Origin of the sequence: Serratia sp. CY33525, from assembly GCF_052169115.1 — a bacterium.
GTDB lineage: Bacteria > Pseudomonadota > Gammaproteobacteria > Enterobacterales > Enterobacteriaceae > Serratia > Serratia sarumanii.
Genome location: NZ_JBJNLK010000005.1, coordinates 281,375 through 302,496 on the forward strand (window position 1 = coordinate 281,375; position 21,122 = coordinate 302,496).

At 60.5% G+C, this 21,122-nt stretch carries 22 protein-coding genes, 1 tRNA gene and 1 pseudogene; 8 read left to right on the forward strand and 16 right to left on the reverse strand.

The window, feature by feature from the left end:
- Positions 1 to 967: 967 nt before the first annotated feature.
- A tRNA-Phe gene (locus tag ACJ8IM_RS15250) sits at positions 968 to 1,043 on the reverse strand.
- Positions 1,044 to 1,748: 705 nt separating this feature from the next.
- On the opposite strand from ACJ8IM_RS15250, the gene speF reads away from it, so the two are divergent.
- Positions 1,749 to 3,914, forward strand: coding sequence for an ornithine decarboxylase SpeF (speF, locus tag ACJ8IM_RS15255; RefSeq protein WP_101455849.1), 2,166 nt, complete (start codon positions 1,749 to 1,751; stop codon positions 3,912 to 3,914).
- Positions 3,915 to 3,964: 50 nt separating this feature from the next.
- Here speF and mltC read toward each other — a convergent pair whose 3' ends face one another.
- From mltC to mutY, 3 genes are all read right to left on the reverse strand, one after another.
- Positions 3,965 to 5,041 carry a membrane-bound lytic murein transglycosylase MltC gene (gene mltC, locus ACJ8IM_RS15260; RefSeq protein ID WP_033649581.1) on the reverse strand — a complete coding sequence of 359 codons (1,077 nt, stop codon included), beginning with the start codon at positions 5,039 to 5,041 and terminating at the stop codon, positions 3,965 to 3,967.
- Positions 5,042 to 5,104: 63 nt separating this feature from the next.
- Positions 5,105 to 5,377 carry an oxidative damage protection protein gene (locus tag ACJ8IM_RS15265; RefSeq protein WP_004937404.1) on the reverse strand — a complete coding sequence of 91 codons (273 nt, stop codon included), beginning with the start codon at positions 5,375 to 5,377 and terminating at the stop codon, positions 5,105 to 5,107.
- The gene (gene mutY / locus ACJ8IM_RS15270; RefSeq protein WP_230116459.1) at positions 5,374 to 6,474 is read right to left on the reverse strand and encodes an A/G-specific adenine glycosylase; all 1,101 of its coding nucleotides are present in this window, start codon (positions 6,472 to 6,474) and stop codon (positions 5,374 to 5,376) included. The genes ACJ8IM_RS15265 and mutY overlap by 4 nt, the downstream gene beginning before the upstream one ends.
- A 177-nt stretch (positions 6,475 to 6,651) precedes the next feature.
- Here mutY and trmB point away from each other — a divergent pair, with 177 nt between their 5' ends.
- From trmB to ACJ8IM_RS15295, 5 genes and pseudogenes are all read left to right on the forward strand, one after another.
- Entirely contained in the window at positions 6,652 to 7,371 is a 720-nt protein-coding gene (gene trmB / locus ACJ8IM_RS15275; protein WP_033654659.1) for a tRNA (guanosine(46)-N7)-methyltransferase TrmB, read from the forward strand.
- On the forward strand, positions 7,371 to 7,697 hold the full coding sequence (locus ACJ8IM_RS15280) for a YggL family protein (RefSeq protein WP_025304256.1): 327 nt from the start codon (positions 7,371 to 7,373) through the stop codon (positions 7,695 to 7,697). Before trmB ends, ACJ8IM_RS15280 begins: the two co-directional genes overlap by 1 nt.
- 95 nt (positions 7,698 to 7,792) lie before the next feature.
- Positions 7,793 to 8,716 (forward strand): glutaminase B, encoded by a 924-nt coding sequence (glsB, locus tag ACJ8IM_RS15285; protein WP_039567907.1) that lies wholly within the window; start codon positions 7,793 to 7,795, stop codon positions 8,714 to 8,716.
- Positions 8,717 to 8,746: 30 nt separating this feature from the next.
- Positions 8,747 to 9,469, forward strand: a complete 723-nt coding sequence (locus tag ACJ8IM_RS15290) for a DUF2884 domain-containing protein (RefSeq protein ID WP_060439205.1) — start codon at positions 8,747 to 8,749, stop codon at positions 9,467 to 9,469.
- A gap of 117 nt (positions 9,470 to 9,586) precedes the next feature.
- A pseudogene (locus tag ACJ8IM_RS15295) lies at positions 9,587 to 9,673 on the forward strand (DUF2442 domain-containing protein); the annotation flags it as partial.
- A 36-nt stretch (positions 9,674 to 9,709) separates the two neighbouring features.
- Here the strand turns inward: ACJ8IM_RS15295 and hemW are convergent.
- Genes hemW through ACJ8IM_RS15325 form a run of 6 tightly spaced genes read right to left on the reverse strand, consistent with a single transcriptional unit; the run spans position 9,710 to position 13,877 of the window.
- Positions 9,710 to 10,852, reverse strand: coding sequence for a radical SAM family heme chaperone HemW (gene hemW / locus ACJ8IM_RS15300; protein ID WP_049235393.1), 1,143 nt, complete (start codon positions 10,850 to 10,852; stop codon positions 9,710 to 9,712).
- Complete coding sequence (locus ACJ8IM_RS15305; protein WP_101455670.1) at positions 10,845 to 11,438, reverse strand: XTP/dITP diphosphatase; 594 nt, start codon at positions 11,436 to 11,438, stop codon at positions 10,845 to 10,847. The genes hemW and ACJ8IM_RS15305 overlap by 8 nt, the downstream gene beginning before the upstream one ends.
- 17 nt (positions 11,439 to 11,455) lie before the next feature.
- Positions 11,456 to 11,746 (reverse strand): DUF167 family protein YggU, encoded by a 291-nt coding sequence (yggU, locus tag ACJ8IM_RS15310; RefSeq protein WP_049235392.1) that lies wholly within the window; start codon positions 11,744 to 11,746, stop codon positions 11,456 to 11,458.
- A complete protein-coding gene (locus tag ACJ8IM_RS15315; RefSeq protein WP_033635944.1) occupies positions 11,743 to 12,297 on the reverse strand; it encodes a YggT family protein in 555 nt (184 codons plus the stop codon). Before ACJ8IM_RS15315 ends, yggU begins: the two co-directional genes overlap by 4 nt.
- Before the next feature lie 31 nt (positions 12,298 to 12,328).
- Positions 12,329 to 13,150, reverse strand: a complete 822-nt coding sequence (gene proC, locus ACJ8IM_RS15320) for a pyrroline-5-carboxylate reductase (protein ID WP_033635943.1) — start codon at positions 13,148 to 13,150, stop codon at positions 12,329 to 12,331.
- Between the two features lie 19 nt (positions 13,151 to 13,169).
- Entirely contained in the window at positions 13,170 to 13,877 is a 708-nt protein-coding gene (locus ACJ8IM_RS15325) for a YggS family pyridoxal phosphate-dependent enzyme (RefSeq protein WP_033649587.1), read from the reverse strand.
- Between the two features lie 20 nt (positions 13,878 to 13,897).
- On the opposite strand from ACJ8IM_RS15325, the gene ACJ8IM_RS15330 reads away from it, so the two are divergent.
- Positions 13,898 to 14,920, forward strand: a complete 1,023-nt coding sequence (locus ACJ8IM_RS15330) for a type IV pilus twitching motility protein PilT (RefSeq protein ID WP_230116458.1) — start codon at positions 13,898 to 13,900, stop codon at positions 14,918 to 14,920.
- Here ACJ8IM_RS15330 and ruvX read toward each other — a convergent pair.
- The 6 genes from ruvX to ACJ8IM_RS15360 all read right to left on the reverse strand — a co-directional run bounded on the left by ruvX (position 14,917) and on the right by ACJ8IM_RS15360 (position 19,116).
- Complete coding sequence (gene ruvX, locus ACJ8IM_RS15335; RefSeq protein ID WP_015379046.1) at positions 14,917 to 15,339, reverse strand: Holliday junction resolvase RuvX; 423 nt, start codon at positions 15,337 to 15,339, stop codon at positions 14,917 to 14,919. The two genes, ACJ8IM_RS15330 and ruvX, sit on opposite strands and share 4 nt — an antisense overlap.
- On the reverse strand, positions 15,339 to 15,902 hold the full coding sequence (locus ACJ8IM_RS15340) for a YqgE/AlgH family protein (RefSeq protein ID WP_033635940.1): 564 nt from the start codon (positions 15,900 to 15,902) through the stop codon (positions 15,339 to 15,341). Before ACJ8IM_RS15340 ends, ruvX begins: the two co-directional genes overlap by 1 nt.
- Positions 15,903 to 16,044: 142 nt before the next feature.
- Complete coding sequence (gshB, locus tag ACJ8IM_RS15345) at positions 16,045 to 16,995, reverse strand: glutathione synthase (RefSeq protein WP_033654664.1); 951 nt, start codon at positions 16,993 to 16,995, stop codon at positions 16,045 to 16,047.
- A 10-nt stretch (positions 16,996 to 17,005) separates the two neighbouring features.
- Positions 17,006 to 17,737, reverse strand: coding sequence for a 16S rRNA (uracil(1498)-N(3))-methyltransferase (rsmE, locus tag ACJ8IM_RS15350; protein ID WP_033654665.1), 732 nt, complete (start codon positions 17,735 to 17,737; stop codon positions 17,006 to 17,008).
- Positions 17,738 to 17,806: 69 nt separating this feature from the next.
- The gene (gene endA, locus ACJ8IM_RS15355) at positions 17,807 to 18,502 is read right to left on the reverse strand and encodes a deoxyribonuclease I (protein WP_033649591.1); all 696 of its coding nucleotides are present in this window, start codon (positions 18,500 to 18,502) and stop codon (positions 17,807 to 17,809) included.
- Positions 18,503 to 18,603: 101 nt separating this feature from the next.
- Positions 18,604 to 19,116 carry a SprT family zinc-dependent metalloprotease gene (locus ACJ8IM_RS15360; RefSeq protein WP_033654666.1) on the reverse strand — a complete coding sequence of 171 codons (513 nt, stop codon included), beginning with the start codon at positions 19,114 to 19,116 and terminating at the stop codon, positions 18,604 to 18,606.
- 349 nt (positions 19,117 to 19,465) lie between these two features.
- On the opposite strand from ACJ8IM_RS15360, the gene fumA reads away from it, so the two are divergent.
- On the forward strand, positions 19,466 to 21,112 hold the full coding sequence (gene fumA / locus ACJ8IM_RS15365; RefSeq protein ID WP_033649593.1) for a class I fumarate hydratase FumA: 1,647 nt from the start codon (positions 19,466 to 19,468) through the stop codon (positions 21,110 to 21,112).
- Positions 21,113 to 21,122 lie beyond the last annotated feature (10 nt).

Here is a 21,122-nt window from a genome sequence, read left to right on the forward strand (position 1 = left end):
TCAGTTTTAGAGCTTTCTTTTTCTAACAAAAGGAACTTAAGTGTTTTTTTTGCTTTCTGTAGCAATACTATTTTTATTTAGTCTGTTGTCTTTTTATATGCATCTTAAATTAGTCAGGAAAAAACGGCTGATTATTAGCCGTCATAAAATTTTATGGTAGGAGACAACGCGTTAAATTTTAATAAACGACGAAGCCGGCTTATTCATCTTGGGTATCGGTAAGAAGCGCCGGGGTATTGCTCATTCACACCTGGAAAGGCATTTCCTCGCCGGCGGCCACTTGCTGATTAACCAACAGAATAGGCTAACCAGAGTGTTTTCCGCCTCACAACAACCTTTCTGCCATTGATGATTGCCTGGCTGTAACCGACCCCGATCACTATCGCTTAACGCATGGCGTACCTGACAAATAATCGAACGCAGTTAGAGGGAGAGTCCGTACTCCAGAAAGCGAAAAACCCGCCATAGGCGGGTTCTTCTGAATAGGGCGACCGGACTCGGACAACCGGCGCTGGCGCCGCGTTGAACAGCGCTTTAGCGCTGGCCCGCAGGGTGAGGCCTTCAGGCCGAATAATCGAACGCAGTTCGATGGAGAGTCCGTACCCCAGAAAGCGAAAAACCCGCCATAGGCGGGTTCTTCTGAATAGGGCGACCGGACTCGGACAACCGGCGCTGGCACCGCGTTGAACAGCGCTTTAGCGCTGGCCCGCAGGGTGAGGCCTTCAGGCCGAATAATCGAACGCAGTTCGATGAAGAGTCCGTACCCCAGAAAGCGAAAAACCCGCCATAGGCGGGTTCTTCTGAATATGGTGCCCGGACTCGGACAACCGGCGCTGGCGCCGCGTTGAACAGCGCTTTAGCGCTGGCCCGCAGGGTGAGGTCTTTGGCCGAATAATCGAACGCAGTTCGATGGAGAGTCCGTACCTCAGAAAGCGAAAAACCCGCCATAGGCGGGTTCTTCTGAATATGGTGCCCGGACTCGGAATCGAACCAAGGACACGGGGATTTTCAATCCCCTGCTCTACCGACTGAGCTATCCGGGCAACGGGGCGCATTAAACCGTATTGGCCGGATGGCGTCAATCGCTTTCTGTCACAAAGCCGATCGGTTGCTCTATTTTCAGGCAGCGAACCCGGCGGGATGGGGGGCGGGGGGATATCGCCTTTCAATAAATATGCATATAAAACGTGTATTTATACCGATGACCCGAGCGTGGGTTCTTATTTTTTAATTAAATAACAATGCATTATGATTTAATCAACGAGCGTTCAATCAAGGCGATTCTTGCTTGAACCCCGCAACGAATCATGCAATCATTGCGCAAATTTTAGCACTCTCCGTTCCCTGACGGTGTTCACGCTTCTTATAAGCCAGAGGGTTATTGGCATGACTGGTTTTGTTGCTCAAGCGCTGCTGCGCACCAGACACCTGACGCCGCCACCGTTCCGCCGTTGTTTCCTCCGTACGCCATCCGCCCGAATACGCCTGCCGGCCATGCGGTAAGGCCGCCTGATGCTCGCTGTTAGGCATGCGTAAAGCCAGCGCTGCGGCCCTGATTTTACTGATGCCTGTCGGACGCTGCCAAGACCAGTTTTCCCGATAGCCGCCTGATGATCGCCGATCATGAGCCGGTCACGCACGCCGCTTATGCTGCCGTGCCCGGGTATCGCTTTTACCGGGATAACCGCGTTATCTCATTACCGTGCCGGTGGCACACCCTCATCCTTCACCGTTTGAGAGTCAGCATGATGAAAGAATTGAAAATCGCGACCAGCGCCAGCCTGGTCGCCACCATTGAGACGCTGCGTCAGATCGTGCGCGTAGAGCAGACGGACTACACCGACGTGGCGGCGGTGGTGGTGTCGGTCGCCGACGTGAACGCCGGCATTCTGGCGCGCTTGCAGGCGACGGGGTTCGACATCCCGACCTTCGTGGCGGTGGAAGGGGACGAGCATCTCTCGCCGGACTATCTGCCGTTCGTCAGTGGGGTCTTCGCGCTGCTGGCCGGCGCCAGCAAGCCGTTCTACATGGCGCAGCTGGAGGCCGCCGCCGACGCCTACGAGCAGGCGCTGCTGCCGCCTTTTTTCAAAACGCTGAAGACCTACGTCGAGATGGAAAATTCGACCTTCGCCTGCCCAGGGCACCAGGGCGGCGAGTTCTTCCGCAAGCACCCGGCCGGCCGGCAGTTCTTCGATTTCTACGGTGAAACCCTGTTCCGTTCCGACATGTGCAACGCCGACGTCAAGCTGGGCGATCTGCTGATCCACGAAGGATCGGCCAAGGATGCGCAAAAGCACGCGGCGCGGGTGTTCAACGCCGATAAAACCTATTTCGTGCTCAATGGTACCTCGGCGGCCAACAAGGTGGTGACCAACGCGCTGCTGACCCGTGGCGATCTGGTGCTGTTCGATCGCAACAACCACAAATCCAACCACCACGGCGCGCTGATCCAGGCCGGCGCCACGCCGGTCTATCTGGAAACCGCCCGCAACCCGTTCGGCTTTATCGGCGGCATCGACGCGCGCTGCTTCGACGAGCGCTACCTGCGCGAGCAGATCCGCGAAGTGGCGCCGGAGAAGGCGGCGGCGGCGCGGCCGTTCCGGCTGGCGATCATTCAGCTCGGCACCTACGACGGCACGATTTACAACGCTCGCCAGGTGATCGACACCATCGGCCATCTGTGCGACTACATCCTGTTCGACTCCGCCTGGGTGGGTTACGAAGGCTTTATTCCGATGCTGAAAGAGTGCTCGCCGCTGCTGCTGGAGCTGGACGAACACGACCCGGGCATTTTCGTCACCCAGTCGGTGCATAAACAGCAGGCGGGGTTCTCGCAGACCTCGCAGATCCACAAGAAAGACGATCATATCAAAGGGCAAAAGCGCCACTGCAACCACAAGCACCTGAACAACGCGTTCATGCTGCATGCGTCGACCAGCCCGTTCTATCCGCTGTTCGCCGCGCTGGACGTCAACGCCAAGATGCACGCCGGCCCCGCCGGGCGCCGCATGTGGATGGACTGTGTCAAGCTGGGCATCGAGACGCGCAAACAGCTGCTCAAGCGCTGCTCGCAGCTGAAGCCGTTTATTCCGCAGCAGGTGGCGGGCAAAGACTGGCAGGATCACGATACTGACCTTATCGCCAACGACGCGCGCTTCTTCACCTTCGTGCCGGGGGAGACGTGGCACGGCTTCGAAGGCTATGCCCAGGATCAGTATTTGGTCGATCCGTGCAAGCTGCTGCTGACCACGCCAGGGATTGACGCCGCGACCGGCCAATACACCGAGTTCGGCGTGCCGGCCACCATTCTGGCCAACTTCCTGCGCGAGAACGGCATCGTGCCGGAGAAGTGCGATCTCAACTCGATCCTGTTCCTGCTGACCCCGGCGGAGAACCCGGCCAAGATGGAACAGCTGGTGGAGATGCTGGCACAGTTCGAACGCTATGTTGCAGAGGACGCGCCGCTGAGCGTGGTGCTGCCGACGGTGTACCGCAAGAACGAGCAGCGCTACCGCGGTTACAGCATTCGCCGGCTGTGTCAGGAGATGCACGATCTGTACGTCAGCTTCGACGTCAAACAGCTGCAAAAGGAGATGTTTCGCCAGGATCATTTCCCGCCGGTGGTGATGAACCCGCAGGACGCCAACGTGGAGTTTATCCGCGATAACGTCGAGCTGGTGCCGATCGGCCAGGCGGAAGGGCGCATCGCGGCGGAAGGGGCCTTGCCGTACCCGCCGGGCGTGCTGTGCGTGGTGCCGGGCGAAGTGTGGGGCGGCGCGGTGCAGCGTTACTTCCTGGCGCTGGAAGAGGGCATCAACCGCCTGCCGGGCTTCTCGCCGGAGCTGCAGGGGGTCTACATCGAGAAAAAAGATCACGGCTGGAAGCGCATCTTCGGCTATATGATCAAGCCATAGAAAAAGGGCCGGTTCGCACCGGCCCTTCTCATTTATCCACGCGGAACGCGTTACTTCCTGCGGTAGCTCTTCTGCGCGGTATTCACTTTCACCAGATAGCGGCGCGACTCGGCGGCCGGGTGCTTGGTGGTCAGCGTCTGATACACGTCGCCCGGCTGCATGGCGTTGATGATGCCCACCGCGCGCGTTCTGTCGCTGGAGAACACCCGCAGCACGCTGCCGGCGCCGCCGTTGTAGGCGGTGATCACCGCATAGCGGCGCGAGGTCGGGTTCTGAATGCCGCCCAGGTAGTTGTTCTGCAGGATCGCCAGGTAGGCGGTGCCGGTGTCGATGTTGTTCTCCGGATCGAACAGGTAGCTGCGGCTCGGGGTGCCCCACTTGCCGCGCATCTGGAACACATCCTTGCCGGCGGTGTGCTGCATCACCTGCATCAGGCCCAGCGCGTCCGAACCGCTCACCGCATACGGGTTGAAGCTCGATTCGGTCTGCATGATAGCCAGGATCAGCGATTCGTCCACGCCGTATTTTTCCGACGCCTTGCGCACCATCGGCAGATATTTGTGCGCACGTTTGTCCAGGTGGTTCGGCACCAGCTGGATGGTGACCGAGTAGATCACGTGCAGGCCGGAGGTGCGTTTTTGCAGCTTGGTCTGCAGCAGGTAATCGGCGAAGTGCGCCGCGCGCCATTCCCAGCGGATCGGCGCGCCCTTGTTATCCAGCACCTGACCGTACAGGAACGGTTCTTTGCTGATCTGGATATCGTTGGCGTCGGAATAGAGATCGATGGACCCCGGATCGTCACCCATCAGCAGCGTGCTGATGATCGCCTGGCGCAGGTGCGCGGCCGGATCGGTGGTGGCGATGGTCTCGATGGTAATGGCGCCGGTGTCGAAGTTGATGTGGCTGCGGGTTTGGTATTGGTCGGTATATTTGACGTAGTCTTTCGGCCCGGCGATCAGAACTTCGTTCAGACCCCAGATGTTCTCGATGTTGTGGGCGAATTGGCCCATCAGAATGTCGAAGCCGTTGGTATCTTTAATCCAGGCTTCGTTGATTTCTTCACTTTTTTTGCCGGAACAGGAGATCAGCAAAGGCGCTATTACGAGCAAAGCTAAAATTTTCTTCATCTTAAAGCCGTTTGGAAGAAGTATAAGAGGATTGAAGCGGGCCAGCGCCTGGCCCCAACAGCGTTATTCGCTCGGCGGCGTATAGCCTTCGATGTGCACGTCGTGCCCTTCGAACAGGAACTTGATCATTTCCTCTTCCAGCAGCTTGCGGTCGTCCACGTTCATCATGTTCAGCTTCTTCTCGTTGATCAGCATGGTCTGCTTCTTCATCCACTCGCCCCAGGCTTCCTTGGAGATCTCGTTGTAGATGCGCTTGCCGACGTCGCCGGGATAAAGCTGGAAGTCCTGGCCTTCGGCGTCGCGCTGCAGGAAAGTACAAAAAATGGTGCGGCTCATGCTAATTCCTCATCGATGGCGCTATCGCCATATAAGTTTTGTTGGATCGGGGGCTGCTTCGCCAGCTGTTGCAACAAACGGTCTACCGGCGCCGCCAGCCCGACCGACGGCGGCTGCGCTAAGTTATACCAGAGACCCGCGCCCTCATCCATGCCGCTGCCCGCCGCGTCGAGCGGCAGCCACATCGGCACGATATCGAGGTGGAAATGGCTGAACGTGTGGCGAAACGCGGTCAGCTGTTCCAGGCGCTTGCCTTTCAGACCGCGCTGCTGCAGCCAGAGTTCCAAATCGACGCGCGCGCTGAACTGCGGGAAGCAGAACAGACCGCCCCACAGCCCCACCGCCGGGCGCTGTTCCAGCCACACGCGCTCGCCGTGCTGCAGCAATAAGAAGTAGGCGGTTTTTTCCGGCAGGGTCTGTTTGGGTTTTTTGCCGGGGTAGTTGGCCCAGCTGTGATTGGCGTAAGACAGGCAGCCGACGTTGAGCGGGCAGAGTTCACACTTGGGCTTGGAGCGGGTGCAGACCATGGCGCCCAGATCCATCATCGCCTGGTTGAACTGGCCGACGCCCTGCGCCGGGGTGACCTCTTCGCTGATTTTCCACAGCCGGTTTTCGACCTCTTTCTTGCCCGGCCAGCCCTCCACCGCGTAGCAGCGGGCCAGCACGCGCTTCACGTTGCCGTCGAGGATCGGATAGTGTTGGCCCAGCGCCAACGACAGCACCGCGCCGGCGGTAGAGCGGCCGACGCCCGGTAAATCGGCGATTTCTGCGAAGGTTGTCGGGAACTCGCCGCCGTGCTGTGCGACAATGGTTTGTGCCGCCTTGTGCAGGTTGCGGGCGCGGGCGTAATAGCCGAGGCCGGTCCACAGATGCAGCACTTCGTCCAGCGGGGCCTCCGCCAGCGCGCGCACGTTGGGAAAACGGGCCATAAAGCGCTGAAAATAAGGAATGACGGTGGCAACCTGGGTCTGTTGCAACATCACCTCGGAGAGCCATACTTGATAGGCGGTTTTCTCCAGCTGCCACGGCAGGGTCTTGCGGCCGTAGCGCTGATACCAGTCAAGCACCACCTGTGCGAATTGTTGTGCTTGCATCATGAGCAGCGTCGTTATCCGGCAGAAAATGAAGCGAGATTGCAGCATAGAGTCATGGTGCTGTAAACCGGAACTTTCCGACGCCGCACGGCGGGTACAGAAGATGAACACTTGCTAAACCAATGTATCTTTGCATAATGCGCGTTTCCCTAATTGGCAGCCAAACAGACAGAAAGCACTATGATTAATGACGTCATCTCCCCGGAATTTGATGAGAACGGCCGCGCGATGCGCCGTATCCGCAGTTTTGTCCGCCGCCAGGGGCGGCTGACCAAAGGCCAGCAGCACGCGCTGGAGAACTATTGGCCGGTGATGGGCGTGGAGTATCAGGCTGACGCTGTCGATCTCGCCGCGCTGTTCGGCCGCGACGCGCCGACGGTGCTGGAGATCGGTTTTGGCATGGGCGCCTCGCTGGTGACCATGGCGGGCAACAACCCGCAGCAGAACTTTTTAGGGATTGAGGTGCACTCGCCGGGCGTGGGCGCCTGCCTGGCCGACGCCCATGAGGCGAAGCTGAGTAACCTGCGCGTGATGTGCCACGACGCGGTTGAGGTGCTGGAAAACATGATCCCGGACGGCTCGCTGGACATGGTGCAGCTGTTCTTCCCCGATCCGTGGCACAAGGCGCGTCACAACAAGCGCCGCATCGTGCAAACGCCGTTTGTCGAACTGGTGCTGCGCAAGCTGAAGACCGGCGGCGTCTTCCACATGGCCACCGATTGGCAACCTTATGCGGAACATATGTTAGAGGTTATGAACGGGGTCGCAGGCTACCGTAATCTTTCCAGCGATAATGATTACGTGCCGCGTCCGGATTCGCGCCCACTGACGAAATTTGAATTACGCGGCCAGCGCCTGGGACATGGCGTTTGGGACTTGATGTTTGAGAGGAAAGAATAATGGCTAAGAACCGCAGTCGTCGTTTACGTAAAAAGTTGCACATTGAAGAATTTCAGGAGCTGGGTTTCTCCGTAGCCTGGCGCTTCGCCGAAGGCACGTCGGTGGAAGACATCGACAGCACGCTGGATACCTTCATCGATGAAGTGATCGAGCCGAACGGCCTGGCGTTTGACGGCAGCGGCTACCTGCAGTGGGAAGGTCTGATCTGCCTGCAGAAGATCGGCCACTGCACCGACGAGCATCGCGAGCTGGTGAAAAACTGGCTGGAAGCGCGCAAACTGAGCGACGTTAAGGTCAGCGATCTGTTCGATATCTGGTGGGATTGATCGCGCTTGCCCGATGAGCGCGGCTTCGCGCCGCGCCGTTTTATTGATCTAAGGTGCCTTAACGGCGCCTTTGTTTTGCCCGGAGTGTGACCGAGGTGGTAACAACATTGGATAACGCGTTGCTGGAGGAGATCCTGCAACAGGTGCGCCCGCTGATTGGCCAGGGGAAAGTGGCCGACTACATCCCGGCGTTGGCGGAAGTGCCCGCCGATCGGCTGGCGATCGCCGTCTGCACGGTGGACGGCGAACTGTTCCAGGCCGGCGACGCCGCGGAGCGCTTCTCCATTCAGTCGATCTCCAAGGTGCTGAGCCTGACGCTGGCGCTGACGCGCTATCAGGAGCCTGAGATCTGGCGGCGCGTCGGCAAAGAGCCTTCCGGCCTGCCGTTCAACTCGCTGCTGCAGCTGGAGATGGAACAGGGCAAACCGCGCAATCCGTTTATCAACCCCGGCGCGCTGGTGGTGTGCGACATGCTGCAAACCCGGCTCAGCGCCCCCAAACAGCGGATGCTGGAGGTGGTGCGCCAGCTGGCCGGCGAAGACGACCTGGCCTATGACCTGCGGGTGGCGCGCTCCGAGTTCGAACACTCCGATCGCAATGCGGCCATCGCCTATCTGATGAAGTCGTTCGGCAACTTCGAGAACGACGTGATCACCGTCCTGCAAACCTATTTCCACTACTGCGCGCTGCGCATGAGCTGCGTGGAGCTGGCGCGCAGCTTCGTCTATCTGGCCAATCGCGGCCGCGATCTCAGCGGCGAGGCGGTGATCAGCCCGCTGCAGGCCCGGCAGATCAATGCTCTGATGATGACCAGCGGCATGTACGACGGCGCCGGCGAATTCGCCTATCGGGTGGGGATGCCGGGCAAGTCCGGCGTGGGCGGCGGCATCGTGGCCATCGTACCGGATGAGTTGTCGATCGTCGTCTGGTCGCCGGAGCTGGATGCTTCCGGCAACTCGCTGGCGGGAACTGCGGCGCTGGAACTGTTGTCTCAACGTATCGGTCGTTCGATTTTTTAATCCCAATCTGGATGGGAGTCAGGAGAAGCTATGTTGAAGAAAACCGGGTTAGCCTTACTGCTGCTGGCGGCGACTGCCGCGCAGGCCCACGCCGAGTACCAATGCAGCGTTAAACCCCAGGATGATGTGATCATCAGCCCGCAGAGCGTGCAGGTGAAAGGCGCCAGCGGCGACCTGCAAATTTCGCCGGATGGCGACGTGATCCACAACGGCCAGGCGCTGAGCCTGAACGACAGCCAGCGGCAGAAAGCCTTCAGTTACCAGAGCGCGCTGCGCAAGCAGCTGCCGTGGATCGACGACGGCGCGCAGCAGCACCTGGAGAAAGCCCGCTCGTCGCTGGATAAGGTGATCGTCAAAGAGCTGGGCAGCAACAGCAACGTGCGCAACCGGCTGACCACCCTGAACGGCCAGCTGAAGCAGCAGATGAACCGCATCATTGAGCACCGCAGCGACGGCCTGACCTTCCACCACAAGGCTATTGACCAGGTGGAACAGGACGGCCGCAACATCGTGCAGCAGAGCATGGGCGGGGTGCTGCAGGACAGCCTGAACGAGATGGGCGTCAAACAGGCCGCCAACAGCGGCGGCAATCCGCTACAGGCGATCATGGGCAACCTGGGCGGCTTGCAGAAGGCGATCCAGAACGAATGGAACAACCAGGAGCAGGACTTCCAGAACTTCGGCCGCGACGTTTGCAACCGCGTCACCGCACTGGAAACCCAGCGCAAGGATCTGCTGAAGGCGTTGAAGTAACGGATAGGTATCGCACATCCATATCAGAGACGCTGAGGCTGAAGCGAAATCCTGGTTGATACCTATCAGGCATTGTTTTTGGAGGCTTGGCATGAGTACGGTTAAACGTGTCAGCTTTGGGACGCGTTGGACGAGGATGTTTCCGTTGAGGGATTGCTGAAGGGGCGTGGCGACGTGACGCATCGCCCTCATAATGCCGTCTGAACATGAAAAAAAGCGCTGATTATTCAGCGCTTTTTTTTACTCGTCGTCCGCCAGGAACAGTTCCAGCAGCGAGTTGAGGAACAGTTTGCCCTTCTCGGTGATCTGCCAGTGCTCCGCGGTTTCTTCCAGATAGCCTTTGGCCAGCGCTTCGTCCAGCTGTGGGCGAATGACGCTTTCCGCCAGCCCGGTGTAGTTGGCGAAGTCGGCGCGCGGCGCGGCTTCCAGCAGGCGGAAGCGGTTCATGAAGAATTCGAACGGCCGATCCGCCGCCGCCACCTCATGCTGCTTGTCCATGTAGTCGCCGCGCATAAAGCCGCGCGGGTGCTTGGTCTTGGCGGTGCGCAGGATGCGCCCGTCGCTGAAGGTCACCTTGCCGTGCGCGCCGCAGCCGATCCCCAGATAGTCGCCGAAGCGCCAGTAGTTGAGGTTGTGCTGGCATTGGTAGCCCGGCTTGGCGTAGGCCGAGGTTTCATACTGCTGATAGCCGGCGGCGCTCAGCAGCTGGTGGCCGCGTTCGAAGATGTCCCACAGCGCGTCGTCGTCCGGCAAGACCGGCGGGCGCGAGCTGAACAGGGTGTTCGGCTCGATGGTCAGCTGATACCACGACAGGTGCGGCGGATTGAGGGCGATAGCCTGGCGCAGATCGTCCAGCGCCTCTTCCAGCGACTGATCCGGCAGGCCGTGCATCAGATCGAGGTTGAAGCTGCGCAGGCCGAGGCCGGTCGCCAGCGTCGCCGCGCGCTTGGCCTCTTCCGGGCCGTGGATGCGCCCCAGGCGGGTCAGCTTCTCGGTGCTGAAGCTTTGCACCCCGATGGAGATGCGGTTGACGCCGGCGCGCTGGTAGCCGCTGAAACGATCGGCCTCCACGGTGCCGGGGTTGGCCTCCATGGTGATTTCGGCGTCGTCGGCGACGCGAATGCGCGCCCGCACGCCGTCCAGCAAGGCTTGCATCGCCTCGGCGCTCAGCAGGCTGGGGGTGCCGCCGCCGATGAAGATGGTGCTTATCTCCCGGCCGCCGGCCAGCGGCAGGTCGGCATCCAGATCCGCCAACAGATGATCGACATACTCCTGATGCGGCACGTCACCCTTCAGCGCATGGGAGTTGAAGTCGCAGTACGGGCATTTCTGCACGCACCACGGGATGTGGATGTAGAGACTCAGCGGGGGCAGCTTAAGCATTGCGCATGGCTTCCAACATCAGCTTCAACGCCTTGCCGCGGTGCGAAATCGCCCGCTTCTCGTCGCGGCTCAGCTCGGCGGCGGTGCGGCCCATCTCCGGCACGTAGAAGACAGGATCGTAACCGAAACCGCCTTCGCCGGCGGCCTGCTCGGTGATTTCGCCGGCCCAGCTGCCGTGGAACACCAGCGGCGTCGGATCCTGCGCATGGCGCAGATAGACCAGCACGCAGTGGAATTGCGCGCCGCGCCGGCCCGGCGCCACATCTTTCAGCGCCGCCAGCAGCTTGTCGAGGTTCTGCCGATCGTCGGCGTCTTCACCGGCGTAGCGCGCGGAGTAGATGCCCGGCGCGCCTCCCAGCGCGTCTACCGCCAGGCCGGAGTCGTCGGCGATCGCCGGCAGGCCGGTAACCTGTGCCGCATGGCGCGCTTTCAGGATGGCGTTTTCGATAAACGTCAGGCCGGTCTCTTCGGCGGATTCCACGCCCAGATCGGTTTGCGCGACCACGTCCAGGCCGAAATCGGCCAACAGGTCGGCGAGTTCGCGCACTTTGCCCGGGTTACCGGTGGCAAGAACGACTTTTTGCATAATGACTACCTTGAAAATTATTCGATGAGCGCCGCGACCACGGCGGGGATCTGTTGCGGATTCACGATGCGTAACTGTTTATGCCGCCCCAGTTCGCCTTTCTCGATGGTGACGCTGCTTTTCGCCACTTTGAACTGCTTGGCGATAAACTTGATCAGATGGGCGTTGGCTTGGCCGTCGACCGGCGGGGCGGTGATGGCGACTTTCAGTTCGTCGCCATACAAGCCGATAATTTGGTCGCGGCTGGCTTTCGGCTGAATATATAGCCTGATCGCCAGCCCGTCCAGCACCGGAGTGACTGCACTCACAGCAGGAACCAGATCTCGCCGAACAGATCCATGCCCAGGTAATTGATCAGATAGAGGATCAGGATCACCACCATGGCGGAAAAGTCGATGCCGCCCATCGCCGGGATGATGCGACGGATCGGCGCCATCAAGGGTTCGGTGAGCTGGTACATTACATAGTCGATCGGGCTGCGGCCCTGGCTTATCCAACTCATCAGCGCACGAATGATCATCACCCAGAAGATCAGGTAGCCGGCAGACTTCACCAGCGAGATCAGGCCGAACAGCAGGTTATAGGGGCTGAGCGACATCGCGCCGCCCTGGATCAGCAGCAGCAGTGGGTACTTGATGGTCATCAGCAGGAACGCCAGCAGCAGTGAAGCGCTGTCGATGGGCCCCAGCGACGGGATGATGCGGCGCAGCGGGCCGACCACCGGCTGGGTGATCTTCACCACAAACTGCGAGAACGGGTTGTAAAAATCGGTGCGTGTCCACTGCATCCAAATGCGCAGCAACAGCACCATCACGTACAGATCAATAACGGTCTTGACCAGGAAAGTCAGCGTTAGCATGAAGTGGTCCTTCTCCTTAACTCATGGTTATTTAAAATAATTTTTCCATCTCTTGCGCGCGGGAAACGGCGGCCTGCATCGCTTGCGCCACGGTTTCCGGCAGCTGGCGTTCATTGAACACCCGCAGCGCTTCGGCGGTGGTGCCACCTTTGGAGGTCACCTGCTCGCGCAGCGTGCCCAGCGGCGTATCCGGGTTGGCTTCCACCAGCGCGGCGGCGCCGGAAGCGGCCTGCTGCACCAGATCGCGCGCGGTCTGGCTGTCGAAGCCCATACGTTCGGCCTCTTTTTGCATCGCCTCCATAAACAGGAAGAAATAGGCCGGGGCGCTGCCCGCGGCGGCGATCACGCCGTTGATGCCATTTTCGTCATCGACCCAGCAAACTTTACCGACCGACGCCATTAAATCGCCGGTGTAGTCGCGATCCTGCTGGCTGACCTGCGCCGGCGCGTACAACCCGCTCATGCCCTTGCCGACCAACGACGGGGTGTTGGGCATGATGCGCACGATGTCCAGCTTGTCGCCGAGCAGCTGATAGAAACGGCTGACCTGAATACCGGCGGCGATCGACAGCACCAGTTTGCCGCTGAAATCGACCTGCTCGCGCAGCGGTTGGCAAACGTCGGCCATCATCTGCGGTTTGACCGCCAGCACCACTACTTCGGCCGCGCGCGCGCAGGCGACGTTGTCGCCGCTGCTGACGATGCCATAGTCCGCCGCCAGCGCATCGCGGTTTTTCGCCGAAGGGGCGCAGACGCTGATGGATTTGGCCGGATAGCCGCCCGCCACCAGGCCGGCGATGATTGCACGCGCCATGTTGCCGGCGCCGATAAAGGTAATCTTGCGATGTTGCATCAAATCCCTCGTCTGTTTGTCAGGCCTGCGAGTAGTCGCGGGCGCCAAAAATTGCGGTGCCGATGCGCACCAGGGTGCTGCCAGCGGCGATCGCTGCCGCCATATCGTCCGTCATGCCCATCGACAGCGTATCGGCCTGCGGATAACGCTGACGCAGGGCGAGAAAGGCGTCGTTCATCTGGTTGAATACCGCCAGCTGCCGCTGATAATCCGCTTCCGGCGCCGGGATGGCCATCAGGCCGCGCAGCGTCAGGTTCGGCAGCGCAGCGATCGCTTCGGCCAGCGCTGGCAGTTCGCTTAACGCGATGCCGGATTTGCTTTGCTCGTCGCTGATGTTGATTTGAATCAGCACGTTGAGCGGCGGCATGCCGGCCGGGCGCTGATCGCTCAGGCGCTGGGCGATGCGCAGCCGATCTACGGTGTGGCACCAGGCGAAGTGTTCCGCCACCAGCCGACTCTTATTGGATTGCAGCGGGCCGATAAAGTGCCACACCAGCTCGCCGCCCTGCGGCGACTCGGCGAAATGCCGGATCTTGTCTACCCCTTCCTGCACGTAGTTCTCGCCGAAGGCGCGCTGGCCGGCGGCAATGGCTTCTTCGATCGCCGCCACAGGTTTGGTTTTGCTGACTGCAAGCAGGGCAACTTCTTCTGGCGCCCGCGCGCAGTTTTGCGCGGCGGCCGCGATGCGGTTTCTGACATCCTGCAGGTTCTGTTGGATAGTGCTCATTATTGACCCGGGAGAGTGATATGGATATCGATGAATTCGTGGCCCTTAGTGTAAAGCATAATGCTTCCGATCTGCACCTTTGTGCCGGCCATCCGCCGATGTTGCGCATCGACGGTGAACTGCAGCCGCTGGCGGCGGCGCCAACGCTGACGGCGCAAGGCGTGCAGGCCCTCTGCGACGGATTGCTGAATGCGCAGCAGCGCGAGAGCCTGCGGCGGCTGGGGCAGGTCGATCTGGCGCTGCACCGGCCGGGCGGGGAGCGGCTGCGGGCCAACGTTTTTCAGCAAAGCGCGGGGATGTCTCTCGCATTGCGGCGCATCGCCGGGCAGGCGCCCTCGCTTGCCGAGCTGGCGGCGCCGGCCATCGTCCCGGCGCTGCTGCGGCGCGACGACGGGCTTCTCCTGGTCACCGGCGCCACCGGCAGCGGCAAGTCCACCACGCTGGCGGCGATGATCGACGAGATCAACCGGCACCAGCCGCGGCACATTTTGACGCTGGAGGATCCGATCGAATTCCTGCACCGCAGCCGGCGTTCGCTGATCCAGCAGCGGGAGATCGGCCGCGACAGCCACAGCTTCGATGCGGCGTTGCGCGCCGCGCTGCGCGAAGATCCGGATGTGATCCTGCTGGGTGAGCTGCGCGATATCGCCACCATCCGGCTGGCGCTCACCGCGGCGGAGACCGGCCATCTGGTGCTGGCGACGTTGCACACCCGCAGCGCGCCGCAGGCGGTGGAACGGCTGGTGGACGTGTTTCCGACGGAAGAGAAACCCTATGTGCGCGCCCAGCTGGCCGGCAGCCTGCAGGCGGTGATCGCGCAAAAGCTGATGAGGCGGCCCGGCGGTGGGCGAGTGGCGATCTTTGAGGTGCTGACGGCGACGGCGGCGGTCAGCAACCTGATCCGCGAAGGGAAAACCCACCAGTTGGCGAGCGTGTTGCAAACCGGCGCGCAGTCCGGCATGCAAACCTTTGAGCAAGGTTTGCAGCAGCGGATCGACGCCGGCGTGTTGGGGGAGAGTACGGGGGAGGGAACGGAGGGTTAACCCAACTGCCGTTCGAACCAGCTTTCGAGGATCACCACCGCAGAGGCGGAATCCACGCTGCCTTTGTCGAGCGCGCGGAAGCCGCCGCGATCGAACAGGTTGGCGCGCGCTTCCACGGTGCTCAGGCGCTCGTCATGCAGATCGATTTGGATGCCGAAGCGGCCGTGCAGGCGGTTGGCGAACTTGCGCGCCTGGGCGGTCACGGGTTGTTCGGTGCCGTCCATGTTCAGCGGCAGGCCGACCACCACCAGATCCGGCTGCCACTCCTTCAGCAGCTTTTCGATTTTCAGCCAGTCCGGCGAGCCGTCCTGCGCTTTGAAGGCCGGCAGGGCGCGGGCGCTGCCGGTCAACTCCTGGCCGACGGCCGCGCCGATGCTTTTGGTGCCGAAGTCGAAGGCGATAATGGTGCGGTTGCTCATCAGGCGTGTCCTGCGTGGTTGGCGATGCTGCGAATGTCGATACCCAGGAGGTTCCCCGCCTCGCGCCAACGGCTGGCGATCGGCGTGCGGAACAGAATGTCGGTGTTGGCTTCGATGGTCAGCCAGGCGTTCTCCAACACCTCCTGCTCCAGCTGGCCCTTTTCCCAACCTGCATAACCCAGCGCCACCAGCACGTCGTCCGGTTGTTCCGGGGTGCCGAGCGTTTCCAGCACGTCTTTCGAGGTGGTGATCATGGTGTTGGGGGAAATTTGAATGCTGGCGCCGAAGCCGTGGCGCGGCGTATGCAGGATAAACCCGCGATCGTCCGCCAGTGGGCCGCCGGCGAACACCGGCTTGTCCAGGCTGATGGCCGGATCGCGCGCAGGCGGCATGATCTTCAGCTTGCTCAGTACCGTGGCTACCGTGAACTGCTCCACCGGTTTATTGATCACCAAACCCATGGCGCCTTCTTCGTTGTGCTCGCAGACGTAAATCACCGAGCGCTTGAAGCGAGGATCCTGCAGGGTGGGCATGGCGATCAGAAAATGGTGCTGTAAATTCATGGCGTTAGTATAAGGTAATCAATGGGTGAGAAAATAAACAGCCGCCAGTATGCGGCTATACCCGCCGCCTTTCAAGCCGCGAAAAGGCGGCTTTGGCGGGCGCGATGCAGGATAGCGGGCGGCAGGCCGCCCGCATGGCGCATCACTTCGCCGCCAGGCGCTTTTCAATCGCGTCCATCAGCATGCCGGTAATCGAGATCGGGAATGCCGCCTCAATTTCGCGCGCGCAGGTTGGGCTGGTCACGTTGATTTCGGTCAGGCGATCGCCGATCACGTCCAGGCCGACGAAGATCAGCCCTTTCTCTTTCAGCGTCGGGGCGACGGTGCGGGCGATTTTCCAGTCGCTCTCGCTCAGCGAGCGCGCTTCGCCACGGCCGCCGGCCGCCAGGTTGCCGCGGGTCTCGCCCTGCGCCGGAATGCGCGCCAGGCAGTAAGGCACCGGCTCGCCGTCGACGACCAGGATGCGTTTGTCGCCGTCCTTGATCGCCGGCAGGAAGTTCTGCGCCATGCAGAAACGGCTGCCGTGTTCGGTCAGGGTTTCGATGATCACCGACAGGTTGGGATCGTCCTGCTTCACGCGGAAGATAGACGCGCCGCCCATGCCGTCCAGCGGCTTCAGGATGATGTCGCCGTGCTGCTGGTGGAATTTGCGGATGTGCGCGGCGCTGCGGCTGACCAGCGTGTCCGGAGTCAGCTCAGGGAACCAGGCGGTGAACAGCTTCTCGTTGCAGTCGCGCAGGCTTTGCGGCTTGTTGACCACCAGCGTGCCTTTGACCTCGGCGCGCTCCAGAATGTAGGTCGCGTAGATGTATTCGGTATCGAACGGCGGATCCTTGCGCATCAGGATCACGTCCAGATCGTGCAGCGCCAGATCCTGCTCGCTGCCGAAGCTGAACCAGTTTTCCTTGTCTTCCTTCACGCTCAGCAGGCGGGTGCGGGCGCGCCCGTCACCGGCGTGCAGATAGAGATCGTTCATCTCCATGTAGTGCAATTCGTAACCGCGGCGCTGCGCTTCGAGCAGCATGGCGAAGCTGGTGTCTTTCTTGATGTTGATGGAATCGATAGGATCCATCACGATGCCGAGCTTAATCATCTTTTCTCCTTTAACCCAAGTCGCCGAAGCGGACCTGCAGAGCGGTAATGGCGGTGAGCGCTGTGGTTTCGGTACGCAGCACGCGTGGCCCCAACAGAATATCAGTAAATCCGTGGCCGGTGGTCATGGCGATTTCGTCGGCGGACAAACCGCCTTCCGGGCCGATCAGCAGGCGGACGCGGTCTACCGGCTGCGGCAGTGTGTTGATGCTGTGGCTGGCGCGCGGATGCAGGTTGAGCTTCAGGCTGCCGTCTTGTTCGGCGCACCAGGCTTCCAGCGACATCGCCTCGCGGATTTCGGGAATGCGGTTGCGGCCACACTGTTCGCAGGCGGCGATGGCGATCTTTTGCCATTGCTGGATTTTCTTCGCCAGACGCTCGCCGTCCAGTTTGACGCCGCAGCGCTCGGAAAACAGCGGGGTAATGACGTTGACGCCCAGCTCGATGGATTTCTGGATGGTGAACTCCATCTTCTCGCCGCGCGAGATCACCTGGCCCAGATGCAGGTTGAGCGGCGATTCGATGTCGTCCACGCGGCCGTCGCCGAGGCGCACCAGCACGCTCTTTTTGTCCACCCGGACTATCTCGGCGTCGAACACCTGGTTGCTGCCGTCGAACAGCTGCAGCGCCTGGCCGGCGCTCATGCGCAGCACGCGGCCGACGTGGTTGGCGGCGTCCTCGCTGAGGGCGATCTCCGCCCGATCGGTCAACGGCTGCGGATGGTAAATGCGGGGTATGCGCATGGGTAGTCTGATCCTGACGAAACGGCGCCGTGGGTTGGCGGCGCCATGAAAGATAAAGGCTATAGTAGGTTAGCTTTTCCGCTGCTGACAAGCCTGTTGAATATAGGGGTTGTGGTTGCCCTGCACCTTGGCGATACGTGCTTCACGCTGACATTCCCATTGGCTCACCGGATATTGCCGGTTCCACACCTCGAACAGCTGGGTTTGCTGGCGTGACAGCCGCAGCTGGTAGCGATCGCGCATGTAGAAGTAAGTGCGGGCGATGGCGCCGCGGGCGCGGGCGGGCGGCTCCGCCTGTTTATTCTTGAAGTCCACCTTCATCGGGCATTGCCCGTACTGGCCGGCGCCGCCGTTCCATTGGCTGTACATGAAGTTATTGCGGTCGCCGTTCACTTCGCCGATCGCCGGCTGCAGGTTGTGCAGATCGGTTTCTATCTGGCGATAGGTGGCGTCCTTGTTGCAGTTTTTGCGCCCGCCGTCCTGCCAGCACTGCAGCTGGTGGCCGAACTGCCAGGCCGGCACCACGTGTTCCCACTCGATGCGCTGCGCGCGCTGGGCGTTTTTACGCACCTGATAGCCGCAGCCGGCGAGATCCGGGATGCCCTTCTTGCCTTGCCAGTCGATGCGGCAGCCGCAGTAAAAACTGCCCGGCGCATCCTGGTTAATCTTGGCCGCCGCCGCCTTGGCCTGAGAAAAATTATTGATGCCGTGCGCCTGTACGGCGCCTGCGGCGAAAACCGCGATAAACAAAATTCTGCGAAGCATATTCCAAAACAGCTCAAAATTGGAAAAGCAGGCAGGGTAACGGAACTTGCCGGCAGTGGCAAATGGCGATATTTGCTTGTTTTAACGTATAAATCGTTTAACTAAAGGTTCTCGCTAGCGAGAAATTTCAGTTTTTCGCCGCACCGGCGGCAGCGGTATTCGCTTTCGCCGCGCAGCACGCGATTATGGCGGCGGATGGTGAGCTGATGCTGCCCGCAGCCGCAGCGATAGGGGAAGGTTTTGCTTTGCACCGAGGCGGTTTCGAAGCGGTGGGTGCGGCTGGCGGGGGTCTGCAGCACGCTTTCCATCATCCAGCGCCATTCGCGGCCGTGCGGCGCCACCCGGCCGAATTGGCGAAACACCAGCAGGTGCGCCAACTCGTGCGGCACCACTTCATCGATAAACGGCTGTTGGTTTTCCAGCAGCAGCACCGGATTCAGGCGGATTTCCCAGCTTTGCAGCCAGGCGGTGCCCGCGCTGGTGCCGCGTTGCTGATAGACGATGCTGGGTTCGGGAAACTCGACGGCAAAATGCTGGCGGGCCAGCTGCAGCTTTTCTCGCAGGCAGCGCATTACCGCTTGTTGCAGCGCGATGGGGATTCTCGGTTTGTTCATTGCGGCCTAGCTTAAGCAATGGCGCGGCGGCTGACAATACGCCCCGCGTAAATCGCATCCGGCGCTTTTTCGCCACATTGATAAGACGATCGCCGCCGATGGATTGTAATCAATGTGTTAACTGCGGGATAATAAAGCGTGCATGATGAGCCTGTACCCGCAGTTCTCACCGAGCAAGGTTGAAACGCTGCCTGTGGTAATCCCTTACGCAAAGAGCGGTTATTTTGCGATTTGGCGCAATAACTGACTGATTAAAAATACGTAAGGTGGAGGCAGTTTTTTGACAAGGCGCCGAGCCGTGCGCCGCAAGTGTGAATTTAACGCAGCTGATGTTGCAAGTGAGAGATCAATGTCGAATAAACCGTTCCACTATCAAGATCCGTTCCCGCTGAAGAAAGACGATACCGAATACTACCTGCTGAGCCGCGACCACGTTTCCGTGAGCGAATTTGAAGGCCAGGAAATTCTGAAAGTTGCCCCTGAAGCGTTAACCCTGCTTGCCCAGCATGCGTTCCACGACGCCTCGTTCATGCTGCGCCCGGCGCACCAGCAGCAGGTGGCCGATATCCTCAAAGATCCGGACGCCAGCGAAAACGACAAGTACGTTGCGCTGCAATTTCTGCGTAACTCAGAAATCGCCGCCAAGGGTATTTTACCGACCTGCCAGGACACCGGCACGGCGATCATCGTCGGCAAAAAGGGCCAGCGCGTCTGGACCGGCGGCGGCGATGAAGCCGCGCTGTCGCGCGGGGTGTACAACACCTACATCCAAGAGAATTTGCGCTATTCGCAGAACGCTGCGCTGGATATGTACAAAGAGGTCAACACCGGCAGCAACTTGCCGGCGCAGATCGATCTCTACAGCGTGGACGGTGAAGAGTATAAGTTCCTGTGCATCGCCAAGGGCGGCGGTTCCGCCAACAAAACCTATCTGTATCAGGAAACCAAGGCGCTGCTGTCGCCGGGCAAACTGAAAAATTACCTGGTCGACAAGATGCGCACGCTGGGCACCGCGGCTTGCCCGCCGTACCACGTGGCGTTCGTCATCGGCGGCACCTCGGCGGAAGCGACGCTGAAAACCGTCAAGCTGGCTTCGACCAAGTATTACGATGGTCTGCCGACCGAAGGCAACGAGCATGGCCAGGCGTTCCGCGATCTGGAACTTGAAGCGGAACTGCTGCAAGAAGCGCAGAACCTGGGTCTGGGCGCGCAGTTCGGCGGAAAATATTTCGCGCACGATATCCGCGTGGTGCGCCTGCCGCGCCACGGCGCGTCGTGCCCGGTCGGCATGGGCGTCTCCTGCTCCGCGGATCGCAACATCAAAGGCAAAATCAACCGCGACGGCATCTGGCTGGAAAAACTGGAGCACAATCCGGGGAAATTCATTCCTCAGGAGCTGCGCCAGGCCGGGGAGGGCGAGGCGATCAAGGTCGATCTCAACCGTCCGATGGCCGAGATCCTCAAACAGCTGTCGCAGTACCCGGTTTCCACCCGCCTGTCGCTGAGCGGCACCATCATCGTCGGCCGCGATATCGCGCACGCCAAGCTGAAAGAACGCTTGGATCGCGGTGAAGGCCTGCCGCAGTACGTCAAGGATCACCCGATCTACTACGCCGGCCCGGCCAAAACGCCGGAGGGCTACGCGTCCGGTTCGCTGGGGCCAACCACCGCCGGGCGTATGGACTCCTACGTCGATCTGCTGCAATCCCACGGCGGCAGCATGATCATGCTGGCGAAAGGCAACCGCAGCCAGCAGGTAACGGATGCCTGCCACAAGCACGGCGGTTTCTATCTCGGCAGCATCGGCGGCCCGGCGGCGGTGCTGGCGCAGCAGAGCATCAAGAGCCTGGAGTGCGTGGAGTACCCTGAGCTGGGCATGGAAGCGATCTGGAAAATCGAGGTGGAAGATTTCCCGGCGTTTATCCTGGTGGATGACAAAGGCAATGACTTCTTCCAGAAGATCCAGGCCGGTCAGTGCTCCAGCTGCCTGAAATAAGCGCGGCCCC

Coding starts and splice junctions, on each gene's coding strand:
- ACJ8IM_RS15360 (WP_033654666.1), bottom strand. CDS start 19,116: ATGAACAAACCGAGAATCCCCATCGCGCTGCAACAAGCGGTAATGCGC.
- ACJ8IM_RS15265 (WP_004937404.1), bottom strand. CDS start 5,377: ATGAGCCGCACCATTTTTTGTACTTTCCTGCAGCGCGACGCCGAAGGC.
- trmB (WP_033654659.1), top strand. CDS start 6,652: ATGATTAATGACGTCATCTCCCCGGAATTTGATGAGAACGGCCGCGCG.
- endA (WP_033649591.1), bottom strand. CDS start 18,502: ATGCTTCGCAGAATTTTGTTTATCGCGGTTTTCGCCGCAGGCGCCGTA.
- mltC (WP_033649581.1), bottom strand. CDS start 5,041: ATGAAGAAAATTTTAGCTTTGCTCGTAATAGCGCCTTTGCTGATCTCC.
- ACJ8IM_RS15330 (WP_230116458.1), top strand. CDS start 13,898: ATGGATATCGATGAATTCGTGGCCCTTAGTGTAAAGCATAATGCTTCC.
- mutY (WP_230116459.1), bottom strand. CDS start 6,474: ATGATGCAAGCACAACAATTCGCACAGGTGGTGCTTGACTGGTATCAG.
- ACJ8IM_RS15315 (WP_033635944.1), bottom strand. CDS start 12,297: ATGCTAACGCTGACTTTCCTGGTCAAGACCGTTATTGATCTGTACGTG.
- ruvX (WP_015379046.1), bottom strand. CDS start 15,339: ATGAGCAACCGCACCATTATCGCCTTCGACTTCGGCACCAAAAGCATC.
- hemW (WP_049235393.1), bottom strand. CDS start 10,852: ATGCTTAAGCTGCCCCCGCTGAGTCTCTACATCCACATCCCGTGGTGC.
- fumA (WP_033649593.1), top strand. CDS start 19,466: ATGTCGAATAAACCGTTCCACTATCAAGATCCGTTCCCGCTGAAGAAA.
- ACJ8IM_RS15340 (WP_033635940.1), bottom strand. CDS start 15,902: ATGAATTTACAGCACCATTTTCTGATCGCCATGCCCACCCTGCAGGAT.
- gshB (WP_033654664.1), bottom strand. CDS start 16,995: ATGATTAAGCTCGGCATCGTGATGGATCCTATCGATTCCATCAACATC.
- ACJ8IM_RS15280 (WP_025304256.1), top strand. CDS start 7,371: ATGGCTAAGAACCGCAGTCGTCGTTTACGTAAAAAGTTGCACATTGAA.
- speF (WP_101455849.1), top strand. CDS start 1,749: ATGAAAGAATTGAAAATCGCGACCAGCGCCAGCCTGGTCGCCACCATT.
- ACJ8IM_RS15325 (WP_033649587.1), bottom strand. CDS start 13,877: ATGAGCACTATCCAACAGAACCTGCAGGATGTCAGAAACCGCATCGCG.
- ACJ8IM_RS15290 (WP_060439205.1), top strand. CDS start 8,747: ATGTTGAAGAAAACCGGGTTAGCCTTACTGCTGCTGGCGGCGACTGCC.
- proC (WP_033635943.1), bottom strand. CDS start 13,150: ATGCAACATCGCAAGATTACCTTTATCGGCGCCGGCAACATGGCGCGT.
- rsmE (WP_033654665.1), bottom strand. CDS start 17,737: ATGCGCATACCCCGCATTTACCATCCGCAGCCGTTGACCGATCGGGCG.
- ACJ8IM_RS15305 (WP_101455670.1), bottom strand. CDS start 11,438: ATGCAAAAAGTCGTTCTTGCCACCGGTAACCCGGGCAAAGTGCGCGAA.